Raw genomic sequence first — 14,875 nt, 5'->3', positions numbered from 1 at the left:
GCGTTGGCCCTTTAGGGCGAGGCCCACGACGGGCCGAGTATTTAAGCGCAGCCAACGCACATGCAACTTTAAGTATGACGAGTATAGCGAGACACGGACAAATCATCGGCTTCAATCTCCGGTGATTTGTCCGACAGAATATCTGCCAGCAATTTCCCCGACCCGCAGGCCATCGTCCAGCCTAATGTGCCGTGACCGGTATTCAGGTATAGGTTTTTCAGCGGAGAGCGTCCCACCAGCGGCGTACCATCCGGCGTCATCGGGCGTAGTCCCGTCCAGAATGTCGCTTGCTCAATCGGCCCACAATGTGGGTACAGATCGCGCACCACCATTTCCAGCGTTTCCCGACGTTTGGGATTCAAGTCGGTATTGAAGCCCACGACTTCTGCCATTCCACCAACGCGAATACGATTGTCAAAACGCGTAATGGCCACTTTATACGTTTCATCTAACACGGTAGAAGCCGGTGCTGAGGCGTCATCCGCCAGAGGAATGGTCAGTGAATAGCCTTTCAGCGGATAAACTGGAATATCGAACCACTGTCGCAGTAGTCCCGTTGAATAGGAGCCACAGGCCATCACATAAGCATCTGCCACGATCATGCCGTCGTCGCACTGCACGCCCGTGACATTGTCCCCTTCTACCCGCAGTTGGCGAACGCTACGCCCCAATTTAAAGGTAGCGCCAGCCTCGGCGGCCATGGCTGCAAGCTGGCGAGTGAACAATTGGCAATCGCCTGTCTCATCATGTGGTAAACGTAGCCCACCAGTCAGCTTCCCGACTACGTTCGCCAACCCCGGCTCAACGGAGGCCAGCTCATGGCGAGTTAGCAATTGATACGGTACGCCAGCCTCTTCCAGCACGGCGATATCTCGTGTCGCATTTTCATATTGCTGTTCGGTGCGAAACAGTTGCAGCGTCCCACCTTGTCGACCTTCGTACTGAATGCCGGTATCTCGTCGCAGCTGTTGTAGGCAGTCACGGCTGTATTCAGCCAAACGCACCATTCGTGCTTTATTGGTTTTATAGTGGCGCGCATCGCAATTGAGCAACATTTGCCACATCCAGCAAAGCTGCGCTGTCGTGAAGTCTGGCCGGATGGCCAACGGAGCATGGCGCTGAAACATCCATTTTATCGCTTTCAGCGGTATTCCCGGTGCAGCCCACGGTGCGGCATAGCCGGGGGAAATCTGTCCGGCATTCCCTGCGCTGGTTTCCAACGCAGGCTCCGGTTGTCTGTCGATAACGGTGACATCATGCCCTTCCTGCGCAAGATACCAGGCAGTACTGACGCCAACTACACCACTTCCCAGAATCACAACCCGCATGCTACCGCTCTCCCTTTCTCTCCGTCAAAGACCGTCTAATCTGCTGGAATAATGCTTATTTAATGGAATAAAACACTAGTTAAAAGGTAAAACTGAAGACTACTCTAGCATTTGGGGGGGAATTGTCACTCGTCTCAACGATAACATTTCTTTATACCCGTCATACTTCAAGTTACATGTGCGTTAGCTGCGCTTAAATACTCGGCCCCTCGTGGGCCTCGCCCTTCAGGGTCAACGCTTTGCGTTGTTCAAAACGTTAACGTTTTGTCCTGAAACTCGAATTATTTAGGGTATATATTTCTCTCTTCGATTCATCATTGAGATCGTAACGAAATAACTGTGAAATCATTCACAAAATATGTATTCGCTTTTTAGCAGAAAAGGACAGATGAAATAAAAAAGATGGGAATGTTAAATATCAACCTAATTAACAAGTTAGTCAGATTGCTTATTTTTAAATCGTGATAAGCATCACATTAATAGAGCCAGTAGAATCAGTGTCAAGACAAACGACCTCATAGTTAAATACAAAATTGAGACATTCATCAAAAAAACGCCTTATCAGTTTAATAACATTATGTTCACAAGATGATTATTCATATTGTTAGAGGCGATGATGAAAATTGGATTGGTCATTAGCGGCGGCGACGTTAGCGGAATAAATAACTTCATCTTTCAGGTGAACAGAATGACAGATGCTGACATCGTTATTTTCGATGGTGGAATTATTGGCCTTATCGATAATTGCTGCAAAGCGATTACTCGCCGTGATCTGGTAGATTATTCACTTTCATCAATGCCCCTGATTGCATCAGGGAGAAAAACCGGAAAATGTAGAAAAACAGACTACGAAAAAATCGTTAAAAATATCCAAAAACAAAAACTCGACGCACTCATTATGGCGGGAGGAGATGGCTCATTCCAATTTTTAAAAAAGCTAAGTCACTACGGTATTCATTGCTACGGCGTTGGAATGACGATTGATAACGATATCTCAGGGAATAGCTATACGATTGGTTTTTCTACCGCCTGCGAACAGGTAATGAGTGAGGTAGAAAAATTGCGTAATACAGGCAGAGGATTACAAGGTCGGGTATTCATGATTGAACTACTCGGCGGCTATTGTGGTGAATTAACACTACAGGCGGCATTAAAAAGCAATGCAGACATCGCACTCATTCCTGAATCACCGTGGGATATTGAAACGTTATCACAACGCATTCGGGAGAAAATCGCAGAACAAAACAGCGTGATCATTTTATGCTCTGAAGGCTATACCCATGAATATACTCCGGGGTTTCAGGGCGCTATCGATACTATTATCAAGAAACTTGAACATAAGGTTGGAATCCGTATCCGGAAAACTATTTTAGGATACGGTTTACGAAATGGCGCGCCCACCGGGGAAGAAATTATTCAGGGCACCCTGTTAGCAGAAGAAGTAGTCCGGTGCATTAACGCTGGCCTGACTAATAAAATTATCATTATCAATAATAACAACAAAGCTATCCCTATCGATCTGGAGGATTCCGAACGACGTTTGGTTGATATCGAAAGTCATTTTTATAAGCTCGCGAAAACTCATCACCTTATATGAGGCCATTATTATGTTGAAAGTACTTTGTGTTTGCGGCTGTGGATTAGGCTCTAGTTTCGCTATCGAAATGAGCGCGAAATCCGTACTAAAAAAATTAGGTATTGATGCAGAAATCAATCACACCACGATTTCTGAAGCCTCTGCTTTCAATTATGACGTCATTCTAACCCAGAAAATATTTGCTGACATACTGAACAGCGATGCCAGTGAAGATGAGAAAAAAAGGGTCATCATCCTTAATAAACTTACCGACAAAGATGAAATAGAAGAAAAAATTTTAGCGTACATCCAGGCTCATAAATAGCATGAGGTGAAAAATGAACACCGTTATCAATTTCATTGTGAAAGATCTATTAGGCCAGGCCTCCATATTAATCGCGCTGATCGCCATGATCGGATTAATTTTGCAGAAGAAGTCGGCAGGGAAAATTGCGGAGGGGACGTTCAAAACACTGCTCGGTTTCCTCATCATGATGGCGGGAATTAATATCATCGTCGATACCCTGACGTATTTGAACAGTATCTTTACCCAAGGCTTTGGTATGAAAGGCTACATCACTGATGTCGCCGCCATTGCCGGTCTGGCCAATCGTGAACTCGGGTCAGAAGTCGCGTTAACGCTCATGGTAATTTTTGCCGTCAACATCCTGATTGCGCGAATTACCCCCTTTAAATATATCTTTCTGACGGGACAGGCTCTGCTGTGGATGGCAACAATTGGTACCGTGATCGGCTACAAATCGGGCTTAACTGGCGCAACGCTAATCCTAACCGGAGGAATATTTGGCGGCATTATGGCCGTACTGATGCCAGCACTGGCGCAGCCGATTGTCCGTAAAATCACGAATTCCGATGATGTTGCGCTCGGGCATTTTTGTACCATCGGGTATCTGGTACAGGCCGCCGTCGCCCGATTAGTGGGTAAAAACTCCAAATCCACCGAAGACTTAACGCTGCCCGATAATTTCAAATTCTTGCAGGATACCTACCTGTCGATGGCCGTCGTCATGGTGCCGATGTACCTCATCCCCGCCGTGGCCGCGGGACCGGCATACATCGCGCAATATGCCAACGGCGTTAACTATCTGATGTATTCCTTCATGCAGTCCATGCAGTTTGTGGCGGGGGTTTTCGTTCTCTACAGCGGTGTACGTCTGCTGCTTAATGAGCTGGTTCCCGCATTTCGCGGTATCGCTATGCGTCTGGTGCCTAACGCTAAACCCGCGCTGGATTGCCCGGTGCTCTTCCCTTATGCGCCCAACGCCGTGATTGTTGGCTTCCTCGCCACCACCGTCGGTTCCATTCTGGGAATGCTGATCTTCCCAATGTTTGGGTTGGCGATGATTCTGCCGGGTTTACTGACCAACTTCTTTGCGGGCGGAACAGCGGGTATTTTCGGTAACGCCATGGGAGGACGGCGTGGCGCAATTATTGGCGGTGTGGTTCATGGTCTTTTCATTACCTTATTGCCCGCCATTCTGGTGCCATTACTGGAAGTCTTCGGGTTTACCGGCGTCACCTTCAGTGATTCGGATGTCATCGGTACAGGCCTGATATTAGGACACGCCTTCCAGCAGGACTGGTTATTTGTCGCCGTATTTGTCGCGTTCGTTGCAGCCATTGCCTTTATTGCGAATCGTAAACTATCGCAATAGCGTATAAACACGTCGCATGGCCTGTCGTCATTAATATGATTGTGTAAATTGCTAAGGAGTCACTATGTTTTCTCTACTCAAACGTTTTTTATCACCCGATCCCACTTCCGGTCGCCATGATAATACAAATGACAATCGCATCAGGGAAATTGAGGAGGAATTAGCGGAACTTGAATCTCGTTTAGCACAAGATCCGACGCATAGTGAAACACAAAAAACGTTAATGATTAAATACAATCAGGCCATTCAATTATTGGCTTCCCATCCTGATTATCGGGATCGGGTTGATACTATCTTCATTCAGATCGATGAACTCAGAAATACCATTCGGAAAAATATATGAGGTTTTATGAGCATAAAAAATTTCCTTTTGCAGCACAATTGCATTCAACTCAGCGTGACATGTAAGACATGGGAAGACGCTATTTATTGTGCTGCACAACCATTAATCAGCGCAGGGTGTATTACGAAGGACTATCCGATTGCGGTGATAGAAAGTACGAAGGAATACGGTCCTTATTATGTTTTTGATGAAGGCATCGCTATTCCACATGCACGCCCTGAATGCGGAGTCATTGAGAATTGTTTCAGTTTGCTAACGTTACACACGCCTCTCTCTATTCAGGGAAGTGAACCGGTAGATATTTTAATTATGTTCGGTGGCGTTAACAGCGATGCACATATTACGGAAGGCATCGCCTCCATCGTTAATCTATTGGAACAGGATGACATGCTCTCTCGGATTCGATGTGCCACCACATCAAATGATATTATCGGGGTATTATGAAAAAGCTTATTTTGGTAAATGGCATACCCGCATCTGGGAAAAGCACGGTAGCGCGTATTATCGCTGATGAATTGAATCTCCCGCGGTTAAGCCTGGATGAAATAAAAGAGCCATTCATGATGCAGTTCTGCGACACCATCGACAGATCGTTAAATAGGAAACTGGGGCATGCCGCGTATCAGGCGATGTTTAATATTGTTAGACAGGCATCTAATAATAGCATTCTTATTCTTGACGCCTGGTTCGGCTTTCGCGAAAAATCGATATTACAGGAATATCTAACATCGTGTGACATTAAACATTCGCTTGAAATATGGAATGCTATTTCATCTGAACGTGCGGCACAACGATATCAAGCCAGAATGAATGAAAGAATAAAGGGCCATCCCGGTGATGAGTATCTCCCGGAATTAATTTCACTCGCACATCAGGCACAGCCAATGTGTATTGGCAAGTGTTACACGGTTGATCAGGATAAGGAAATTAATCATCAGGAATTAATTCAATGGATCAAAACACACCTGGATTAATCGCTTATTTACATTAATTTTATGAGGGTAATTATCATGAACACCATGACAACAGCTGAGCACCGGGGATATCAATTAATTTGTAACGCGACGGGCGCCATGATGGTTATTGCCTGCGATCAACGTGGCGGCATGCGAACATTATTAGCACCGACTTCTGATGCACAGGCTGCGATTACCAATGAAACGTTAGGAAAAACAAAATATGACATCACTCGCTATCTGGCCGCTGAGGCAGGCTGTGTACTGGTCGACCCGATCTGCGCCATACCGGGTCTGATAGACGACAATATTTTGCCCCGCGATACCGGCCTGCTCATCGGCCTTGATGCTTCCGGCTGGGAAACGAGCCCGGAAGGTTACCGAGTATCCACTATGGTTGAGGGCGTTACGGCACGTAAAGTGCGCGAATGGGGGGCCACTGGCGGAAAAATCATGATCTACCTTCGCCCGGATATCCCAGAAGCCAACACGCGTAACCTTGCAACACTCCGTAGCGTGATTCAAGACTTTGCGCAGGAGGATTTACTGCTCGTCGTCGAGTTTCTGACCTATCCTCTGGAAAATGAATCTCGCGAAGCCTATACCCGCCTCCTGCCCGAACTCATTCCGGCAGGCTGTCAGGCCTGTATAGAGCAAGGCGCAAAAGTCTTGAAGATTCCTTATCCTGGATCGGATGAAGCCTGCGCGCGCGTGACCACACTCTGCGGTGAAATACCCTGGGCCGTTCTGTCGGCGGGCGTCGATCATGCAACGTTTTTGCCTCAGGTAGAGAGCGCGTTAAAAAATGGCGCTTCTGGCGTGATTGCCGGACGCTCTCTGTGGAAGGATTGCATCTCACTCGATCGCAATATTTCTAAACAGAAGCTATCCACCGTTGCCGTCTCCCGTCTCAACGATATTCAAACGCTGTTAAAGCGGTATCAACGCCGCTAAATGAGTAAACGTCAGGCAGGCTAGACGAAGTATGATGAAAACAGGGATGTGTCATTCCCTTTCCTAACGCGATGTGGGAATGACACCTCTCTATATAGGTATGCGCGAGAAAAGCGCGTTGTGCCTAACGCAGGTCAAGGTATGCTAACACCTGTGCGATTTGATGCATGATGTCTTCGTCTTCCTCAAATGCTGCGCCAAATGCATCACGGGCATACGCTTTACGTTGGAATTCAGAGATCTCGCTATCAATGACCCCCTCAGCCAGTCCCGATGACTTCACCTCCTTCAGCGCTTCTGCAAAACAGGTAATCGCATAATCCCGTTCCTGTGCACCGAATGCGAAATTGATCATATGGGTACCGCTACATTCCAAAAACAAGCCGGAGGAAAAACAAGACGTCGTGACGGCATCAGCAAGCGCCATGTTGGGAAATACCGTTTTGAACATCAACGGGGCACCGGTGACCCACAGCGGGAAACCGATTTTATCCGCTGCGTTTTGCATCCCCTGCATCAGCTCAGCCCCCACAGCACAGGCCATCTCGTGAGGTTTTTCCTCTTCAAGGATGCGCAACACGGTGAGGGCGGCGGCCATCGGCGTGACTTCCTTATTGTAAGTTCCAGCCAGCCCTGCGGCATCATAGGCATTGATGATATCCGCCTTTCCCGCCACGCAAGAAAGCGCATGACCGTTAGCTAATCCTTTACTGATAACCACCAAATCAGCTGACACACCCGCGCCATTCAGACCCGTTGCGCCGTAGCGCAGACCAGACATCACTTCGTCTAATATGAAAGGAACGCCAGCCTGTTTACACAGTTGGTACATTGCCTGAAAGTGGCTTTCGTCATACCAACCTGGTTCAGGCGTCACAATAACGCCAGCGATACCCTCTCTGGCATGTTCCAACAGTTGTGATAACGCGGATAAGTTGTAGCCAAAGTGAAAAACTTCCGTCTGTTTATCGAAACAGGCCTTGCCGAAAAGACGGTGCCAGTCGTGCCATCCATGATAACCACTGGATAAAATAATACGTTTCCCAGTATAAGCACGCGCCATTCTTATCGCCGCTGACGTTCCATCCGATCCGGTACGGAAGAAAACGGCTTTTTCTGCCGCCGGATAGCGGCTGATAAGACGCTCTGCCAGTTCAATACGCTGCGCAGACAGCGTGGTCGGGAAGATCGTCCCTCTCTGAGTGAGTTGCTCGATCACAGCGTTATCGATATCTTCCCGCCGATAGCCAAACAGCGTCGTGCCATTAGACGATGTCATATCCAAAATAGCACGCCCATCGCAGTCCTTTAACCACGCCCCTTTCGCACTATTGACGACAAACGGAGGACGCGCATCTACGTCATACTGCTTTGCCGCCGTTGAAGACATTGCTCTCAATAGCAGGTGTTTATTATCCATTTCAGTGTGCTCCATGATTTATTTCCCTCTTCGCCTCAATCCAGTGCGATTGCCATTCTGCGTGCGTTAGCCATGATGGTGTGTGTTGGATTCCAGTTACCCGCAAAATTCATTACGGAGGCATCCATAACGTAAATGTTGTCATAGCCATGCACCTTGCCAACGAGATCGACAACTGCCCGCTCTGGATTTTGTCCAGCGCGGGCAGTGCCATGCAGGTGCGAGCTGCCTTTTTTGTACTGCGGAACTTCACGTTCAATCGATGTTGCGCCAGCCTGACGTAATATGTCGTCAGCCCGATCGGCTAAGAATGCGAAGCGAGCTTGGTCATTTTCAGTATTTTTATAGTGGAACCTGATTAATGGGTTACCAAAGACATCTTCTTCATCATCCAGTGAAATACGGTTATGCGACCAGGCCTCTTCTCCGGCAAGGTAGTGGATCCGCAAATGGCCAATATTTTTTTCTGGGAAAGGCGAAGCCGCCTCATAAATCAAGCCCCCCATGCCAGTAGGCACGTCCGGAGCCTGATAGAACGCATCGGTATAGACTGTCGCTGGCGCGCCCTGATGCGGCGTCCCCAAATCGGGTTGTTGCAGCCATAGCGGATTGGAACCAATTGAATAGCCGCTGATTTTAAATGACAGCCCCCGTCCAACCAGATCGTAATCATTGCCAATACCCTGAGGCGCATAGTTGGACTTAGATCGCATAAGCAACGCGCTTGATTGGATTGCATTGCCGCAGCAAATGATTTTCTCGACTGGCACGCTTAAGTGCTGAGAGGAGAAAGGGATATAGCACTCTACTGAACCAGCATGCCCCTGTTTGTCCAAGACGATTTTTTTGACCACACAGCCGTACAACAGCGTGATGCTGCCCTTCAACAAGGTATCGTCAATCACTGAACGCGTGAAAACGGAGGCCTTCGCCCCTATTGGACATGAGCGGCTATCGCAGGCGGCACAATAACTGCATCCTCCGTTTTTGCCGGGCGGAAGGATAGCTAGCGGCATATTCTTAGGTTGATAGTCTAATAAGGACATCGCCGCGGCTATCTTGGTGCCGCGAGCACTGACGGGATAATTCCCCATTTCAGTGATCCCCATCAGCATTTCGACATAGTCATAATGCTCATTCAAATCCTGAAGCGCGATCGGCCAATCCATTTCCATATCAGAGTTCAAATAGCGACTCGCGTGCATATCCGCATCACGGTAACGAAAAGTAATCGCGGAATAGAATTGCATTCCCCCACCAACGCAGCACGCCGTCCACGGATTACCATCTGCAATATTGTCTTCCGTTATGGCCCGGCCAAATACGGATTGATGCGTGGTAAGCACTGCGCCCGGCGGCGCATGCGCACCAAGTTCCAGAATGAGAACATGTTTGCCTTTTTCAGCCAATGTTCTGGCAACCATTGAGCCTGAAGGGCCAGAACCCACTACGACGGCGTCGAATTGATCGAATCGTCCCTGATAGGCGGCGATATGCTGAATTATCGTCACAAGATTTGCTCCTTTTTCAATAGGCCTGCCACCAACTGGCCCCCACGCGATCGCGGTGGTTAACGTAATGGCTGCCTGGTTATCCACCACGACCAGTAATACTTAAACGTTTTTCAATGACTACAGACGTGCAGCATCGCCGCCGAATGCACTGCGTCGCTCACGTAGCGGCGTGTTAGTCGGTCTGACGTTGCGTAAATCAGTGAGAAACGTTCCATGCCAATCAGCTATCGTGTTCTTATTTAACACTTGCATCATTGCCCGGTGTCGGGCTTTTCGTTCTGACAAAGACATCGTCAATGCGCGGTCTAATGCCGCCGCGACTTCATCGGCATCATGCGGATTCACCATGAGCGCCGCATCGAGTTCGTGAGCCGCACCGGCAAAACAGGAAAGAATCAATACCCCAGGGTTATCAGCATGTTGGGCGGCAACATACTCTTTCGCGACGAGATTCATACCATCACGCAATGGCGTCACCAGACCGACACGAGCCTGACGCATTAACCCTGCAAGACAGGCGCGTGAACAACTCTGGTTTAAATAATTCAGCGGGAGCCAGTCAACATCACCGAAACGCCCATTAATTCGGCCAACCTCTGCGTTGAGCTGCTGGTGGATTTGGCGATAACAGGTCAGATCTTCTCGTGTAGTCGCCGCCATTTGGACAAACTGTACCTGGCGTCGATAAGCAGGATACGTCTCTAAAAATCGTTCATAGCCTTGAAAACGTTCAGGAAGTCCTTTGGAGTAATCGAGCCTGTCGACGCCAAAAATCACCTGAGTCCGTGACGCCCGGTGTGCATGCCCCGTTAGAATCGCATTTTCCTGATGCGTCTCTGCCATCTTCGTCACCGCATCAGGCGCAATGCCTATAGGGTAAACTCCCGTAGGCGGTACACCCTGATTGACATTGAAGCGACGAGCATAATCCAGAAACGCCTGATGATCGGTTTCTGTCTGGAATCCCACCAGATCGTAATCAGCCAGATAACCAAAGAGATCGTGATGAGGGGGAATCGTTCTTGCTATCTCCGCACAGGGAAAAGGCGTGTGCAGAAAAAAACCGATACGGTTGCACACTCCCAACTGACGACACGCATTAGCAAAAGGGATGAGATGATAGTCCTGCACCCATAACAAATCATCTGGACGCAACAAGGGAATTAATTTTTGGGCTAATGAGGTATTAACCTGGCAATACCCTGCATAGTCACTGCTATTATAGCTTGCTATATCAATGCGATAATGAAAAACAGGCCACAGCATGCTATTTGCAAAACCGCAATAGTACTGCTGGAACTGCTGACGGGTGAGACCCATCGTGACAAAAGTGATGTCACCCTCTTCCTGCATGGATAATTCGCCAGCAGCATCTGTGATTTCCCCGTTCCAGCCAAACCAAAGACCGCCAATCTGACTTAGCGCATCCAGCAGACCGCTAGCGAGGCCACCAGGAGAGCCGTTTGTTGCCGGCGACGCGACACGATTGGAAACAACAACCAGACGGCTCATCGTAGGCAGTCTCCTTTCTTAGACAAGGCAGAATTCGGTTCAGCGGTAACGCGTCGGAGCCAATTTTCAACGCTTTCGGTGCTTGCCAGTCGATGTGTGGCGCAGGTTTCCCCTTGACCGACTTTGATGCCTATACCGCCGAGTGCCTGAGCCGCCGCAAATCCGCCCTCGTCAGGTAAGTCGTCACCAACAAAAACGGGGATTCTACCGAGAAAAGGCGGCTGTGCCATAAACTCATGCAGCGCAGCGCCTTTATCCACATCGCGAGGCTTAATTTCAACGACTTGCTTACCAGGTTGCAGCGCAAATTGCGGATAGTCCGCAATCAAACGTTTCACCCTCAGCAAGACGTCATGCCCGCTCTCAGGACAGGCGCGAAAATGTATCGTCATGGCAATTTTCGCTTTCTTTTCCAGACGAACGCCGGGTAAATCCGCAGCCAGCAAACGCAACTGCTGAAGCAGGTTTTCCGGTAAGTACGCCTCAGATTGCCAAAGCGTTCCGCAGGCATACCGCTTTTGAGCGCCATGTACCGCCGCCGCAGGACATTTGAGGGGGGATAATAACCGGTCAATATCCACCATGCTGCGCCCCGATATAATCGCCAGCGCCCCACTCAAAAATGAAAGTCGTGTCAGCAAACGCAAACGATCGGAGGATATTTTTACCTGTTCCGGGCGCTGACAAATCTCGGCCAGCGTTCCGTCGATATCAAAGAAAAATGCGTGTTTGTCCGGCCTAATGTTTGCTAGCTCATCGGTAAAAGACATATTTTACTCCTCGCTGAGATAATGACGTCCCTTTTGCTATATCTATTTTCACCTAGCCAATACACATAAACTGCCTAAAAACCATCAACGTAACGCATTAATATAAATCTATTATTCGGCCTAAATCACGCCACAATAAAAGGTTATTTGACAAAAAATCCTGCATTACATTTCGCACAAACGCCCATTCTTTATTTTATTAAAAAACCATAAATATCAATAAATTAATAAATAAAACAAAAGTGAAAATAATTAACAAGCTATGATTCATCACTGAGCAACGTTCACCCTCCTTGTCACACTGCTTAACTATTATTTAACCCCCTTAAGATAAATTTCAACATAAATTAACAATAAATTATATATTGATCTATCAAATAACAAATGATAAAAAATTTTAACTTTGCTATGGAGATGACAAAAGGGAAATTAAGCTGATATTGCTAATTATTTTTAAGCCATATTAATGGTTATTCAGGTAGAAATTATTTTTCCAAAATATGGAACACTGAGAATATTGATAAGCACTTTTAATAACAAAAGGATATGTTATGGCCGACTGTAAATCTCATGTATTAACCTCCAACCCCGTTCTGTTGGGAGGAGAAAACCGTTCAGGCACCACGTTGCTCAGCGTGATTCTTGATTCTCACTCCGATCTGGTCGTTGGGCCCGAACTCGATTTTACAGAGCCCGTCAACCTTGGCCCTCACATTCTCGAAGCCTGTAATTTTATAGATATCAATGAGAAAAGCCTGATCGGCGCAACAAAAGAAAGCGTCGATCCTGAATGGTTTGACGGCGTACACTTCATCATTCAATGCGAGCGTTTTGGTCTGGACCGCGACGATCTTAGAAATCTGGTAAACAATGCGATGTCCGCGTGTGGTAGCGAGCTTTCCTCTCTGAACGATCGTTGCCACCTCATTGATTCAATTGGAGAACTTCGGCGACAGCAAACCGGAGCGAAGCGCTGGGGTCTTAAGCTTCAGAGAAGAATCAAAGACGTTAAAAACTATGCCGCTATCTGGCCTAACGCGGATTTTATTCATATCATCCGTGATGGACGCGATCTCGCGGCCTCCCACTTAAAGACAGTGCCTGAATGGGGCTATCAGACGACAGAAGAGGCCGCCCACGGCTGGTTAGAGATAGTTGCCAACGCGTATCGTTCCGCGCCGAACGCGCGATACCAAGAAATCAGATACGAAGATCTGGTCATGACGCCTCAAATCGTCATTAAGCAGATGATTGATTTCATTGGGTTAAAATGGGATGACGCTTTACTACGTCATTCAGACCTTTCCCACTCTCTTTTCGAAAAACCCTGGGGACACCCCTCTGCCGAGGCGGCAAGCAAGCCAGTTTATACTGGGCGCAATGGTCGCTACCGTCAGGATCTCACCCAAGACCAAATTGAAAAATTCGAACTTATCGCAGGAAAAGAATTACAACGCTTAGGTTACAGCCTGGCGACAAACAGCTAGCTTTTTAGGGTTCGACGCGCCATGCATGATTTAACAAACGAGGCAAAGCGGCTCCCCGCGGGTTTTCATCTTCTTCTGTCCGGTCAGGTTCTCTCCCTGACCGGCACGCAGATAACAACCCTCGCGCTCCCACTCACGGCTATTCACTTAAACCACGCCAATTCATTTGAAACCGGGATATTACTCGCCTGCGGTCGTGTGCCCTATTTGCTGTTAGGGCTATTTGTCGGACTACTGGTTGACAACGTATCACACCGGCTACTTTTGATGGCGGCGAATATGGTTATAGCCTTGATGTTGTCAACGATTCCTCTGGCGGTTTTCTGGAACGGACATGTCAGTATGTTTCACCTCTATACCGCTGCAACGCTCGTTGGTGCCGCTATGGTGATTACGGATATCACATTTCTATCCTGGGTGCCGGCCATCGTTCCGCATACGCTGTGGGTCAAAGCACAGAGCAGGCTAGAGTTAGGACAATCAGCGGCGATGATTGTTGGTTTGCCACTCGCAGGTTGGCTGATTGCAACGTTTTCAGCGCCTACGGCGATGGTGGCGAATGTCGTCGCGTTACTGCTGATGACCGCATTACTCCCTTACGTGACGACTGGAACCCAGTCAGGCACGTCGATGACTCAACCCGCGACGCATCAGGTGCAGCGCGCGCACGCCTCAGGGACATTACGACGGATCCTCACTGGAGCGGTAGAAGGTGCCCAATTCTTGTTGCATACCCCACCTCTTCGCGCAGCCACGTTCGCCACGGCTACGCTGATCTTTTTTTATAGCGCCTACTCTGCTTTATTCATTCTCTATCTATCCGGGAGCCTCCACCTCACACCAGAGAAAATTGGCCTTGTGACCAGTTTCGCCGCGGTAGGAAGTGTGACGGGAGCGTTACTTTCCGGCATCGCCGCAAGATGGCTAGGGCTGGGACGCGTTCTCGTCATTGCCATTATTATCAGCGCCGTCGGTGCGATGCTTTGCCCATTACTGCAAGGGGAAATCGCGGTAGGTGTTTCTCAATCCATTATGTGGTTTGGCATGCAGATCTATAACATTCATCAGGTTCCGATCCGTTATACCCTTTCCCCCGCAGCTATTCATGGCCGGATAAACGCGAGCATCCGCACGCTGGTTTGGGGGCTGGCACCGTTAGGTGCCGTACTGGGTGGAGCATGCGGAACGTTTCTGGGTATACGGTTATCCCTCTTACTTGCCGCTATCTTGATGGCGCTGGCCGCCACATGGATTGTCTTATCCCCATTGTGGAAAGTTCGGACGCCTCAGTTGATGCAGAAACCAGGTTGAATTGCCGCTTTTATTCGACAACACACTT

The 14,875-nt window shown here is 48.3% G+C and carries 14 protein-coding genes; 9 read left to right on the top strand and 5 right to left on the bottom strand.

The genetic code is table 11. The annotated features are described in order from the left end of the window. Window positions 1-68: 68 nt before the first annotated feature. Entirely contained in the window at window positions 69-1,328 is a 1,260-nt protein-coding gene (locus KP22_RS04585; protein ID WP_039322709.1) for a D-amino acid dehydrogenase, read from the bottom strand. A gap of 616 nt (window positions 1,329-1,944) precedes the next feature. On the opposite strand from KP22_RS04585, the gene KP22_RS04580 reads away from it, so the two are divergent. The 7 genes from KP22_RS04580 to KP22_RS04550 all read left to right on the top strand — a co-directional run bounded on the left by KP22_RS04580 (window position 1,945) and on the right by KP22_RS04550 (window position 6,833). Next, on the top strand, window positions 1,945-2,925 hold the full coding sequence (locus KP22_RS04580; protein WP_039322706.1) for a 6-phosphofructokinase: 981 nt from the start codon (window positions 1,945-1,947) through the stop codon (window positions 2,923-2,925). A gap of 10 nt (window positions 2,926-2,935) precedes the next feature. After that, window positions 2,936-3,229: a PTS sugar transporter subunit IIB gene (locus tag KP22_RS04575; RefSeq protein ID WP_011093910.1), complete on the top strand. Its 294-nt coding sequence runs from the start codon at window positions 2,936-2,938 to the stop codon at window positions 3,227-3,229. A gap of 13 nt (window positions 3,230-3,242) precedes the next feature. Beyond that, the gene (locus KP22_RS04570) at window positions 3,243-4,580 is read left to right on the top strand and encodes a PTS sugar transporter subunit IIC (RefSeq protein ID WP_039300107.1); all 1,338 of its coding nucleotides are present in this window, start codon (window positions 3,243-3,245) and stop codon (window positions 4,578-4,580) included. Window positions 4,581-4,644: 64 nt separating this feature from the next. Next, a complete protein-coding gene (locus tag KP22_RS04565; RefSeq protein WP_039322703.1) occupies window positions 4,645-4,923 on the top strand; it encodes a hypothetical protein in 279 nt (92 codons plus the stop codon). 6 nt (window positions 4,924-4,929) lie between these two features. Next, the gene (locus tag KP22_RS04560; protein ID WP_039322700.1) at window positions 4,930-5,367 is read left to right on the top strand and encodes a PTS sugar transporter subunit IIA; all 438 of its coding nucleotides are present in this window, start codon (window positions 4,930-4,932) and stop codon (window positions 5,365-5,367) included. After that, window positions 5,364-5,897 carry a P-loop nucleotide/nucleoside kinase family protein gene (locus tag KP22_RS04555; RefSeq protein WP_039300117.1) on the top strand — a complete coding sequence of 178 codons (534 nt, stop codon included), beginning with the start codon at window positions 5,364-5,366 and terminating at the stop codon, window positions 5,895-5,897. Before KP22_RS04560 ends, KP22_RS04555 begins: the two co-directional genes overlap by 4 nt. A gap of 36 nt (window positions 5,898-5,933) precedes the next feature. Beyond that, window positions 5,934-6,833: a tagatose-bisphosphate aldolase gene (locus tag KP22_RS04550; RefSeq protein WP_039322697.1), complete on the top strand. Its 900-nt coding sequence runs from the start codon at window positions 5,934-5,936 to the stop codon at window positions 6,831-6,833. A 124-nt stretch (window positions 6,834-6,957) separates the two neighbouring features. On the opposite strand, the gene KP22_RS04545 is transcribed toward KP22_RS04550, so the two are convergent. From KP22_RS04545 to otsB, 4 genes are all read right to left on the bottom strand, one after another. Further along, window positions 6,958-8,268: an aminotransferase class III-fold pyridoxal phosphate-dependent enzyme gene (locus KP22_RS04545; protein ID WP_039300125.1), complete on the bottom strand. Its 1,311-nt coding sequence runs from the start codon at window positions 8,266-8,268 to the stop codon at window positions 6,958-6,960. A gap of 20 nt (window positions 8,269-8,288) precedes the next feature. Continuing rightward, on the bottom strand, window positions 8,289-9,764 hold the full coding sequence (locus tag KP22_RS04540; protein ID WP_039322694.1) for a GMC oxidoreductase: 1,476 nt from the start codon (window positions 9,762-9,764) through the stop codon (window positions 8,289-8,291). Window positions 9,765-9,884: 120 nt separating this feature from the next. Then, window positions 9,885-11,279: an alpha,alpha-trehalose-phosphate synthase (UDP-forming) gene (locus KP22_RS04535; RefSeq protein ID WP_052012471.1), complete on the bottom strand. Its 1,395-nt coding sequence runs from the start codon at window positions 11,277-11,279 to the stop codon at window positions 9,885-9,887. Next, the gene (otsB, locus tag KP22_RS04530) at window positions 11,276-12,049 is read right to left on the bottom strand and encodes a trehalose-phosphatase (protein WP_039300128.1); all 774 of its coding nucleotides are present in this window, start codon (window positions 12,047-12,049) and stop codon (window positions 11,276-11,278) included. Before otsB ends, KP22_RS04535 begins: the two co-directional genes overlap by 4 nt. A gap of 551 nt (window positions 12,050-12,600) precedes the next feature. On the opposite strand from otsB, the gene KP22_RS04525 reads away from it, so the two are divergent. Next, complete coding sequence (locus tag KP22_RS04525) at window positions 12,601-13,536, top strand: sulfotransferase family protein (protein ID WP_039322691.1); 936 nt, start codon at window positions 12,601-12,603, stop codon at window positions 13,534-13,536. Window positions 13,537-13,557: 21 nt separating this feature from the next. Then, the gene (locus tag KP22_RS04520) at window positions 13,558-14,847 is read left to right on the top strand and encodes an MFS transporter (RefSeq protein ID WP_052012470.1); all 1,290 of its coding nucleotides are present in this window, start codon (window positions 13,558-13,560) and stop codon (window positions 14,845-14,847) included. The last annotated feature ends 28 nt before the right edge of the window (window positions 14,848-14,875 follow it).

This window comes from Pectobacterium betavasculorum, assembly GCF_000749845.1.
In the GTDB taxonomy this organism is placed as follows: domain Bacteria; phylum Pseudomonadota; class Gammaproteobacteria; order Enterobacterales; family Enterobacteriaceae; genus Pectobacterium; species Pectobacterium betavasculorum.
The sequence above is the reverse complement of the archived record's forward strand: the minus strand, read 5'-3'. Positions and strand labels throughout refer to the sequence as shown.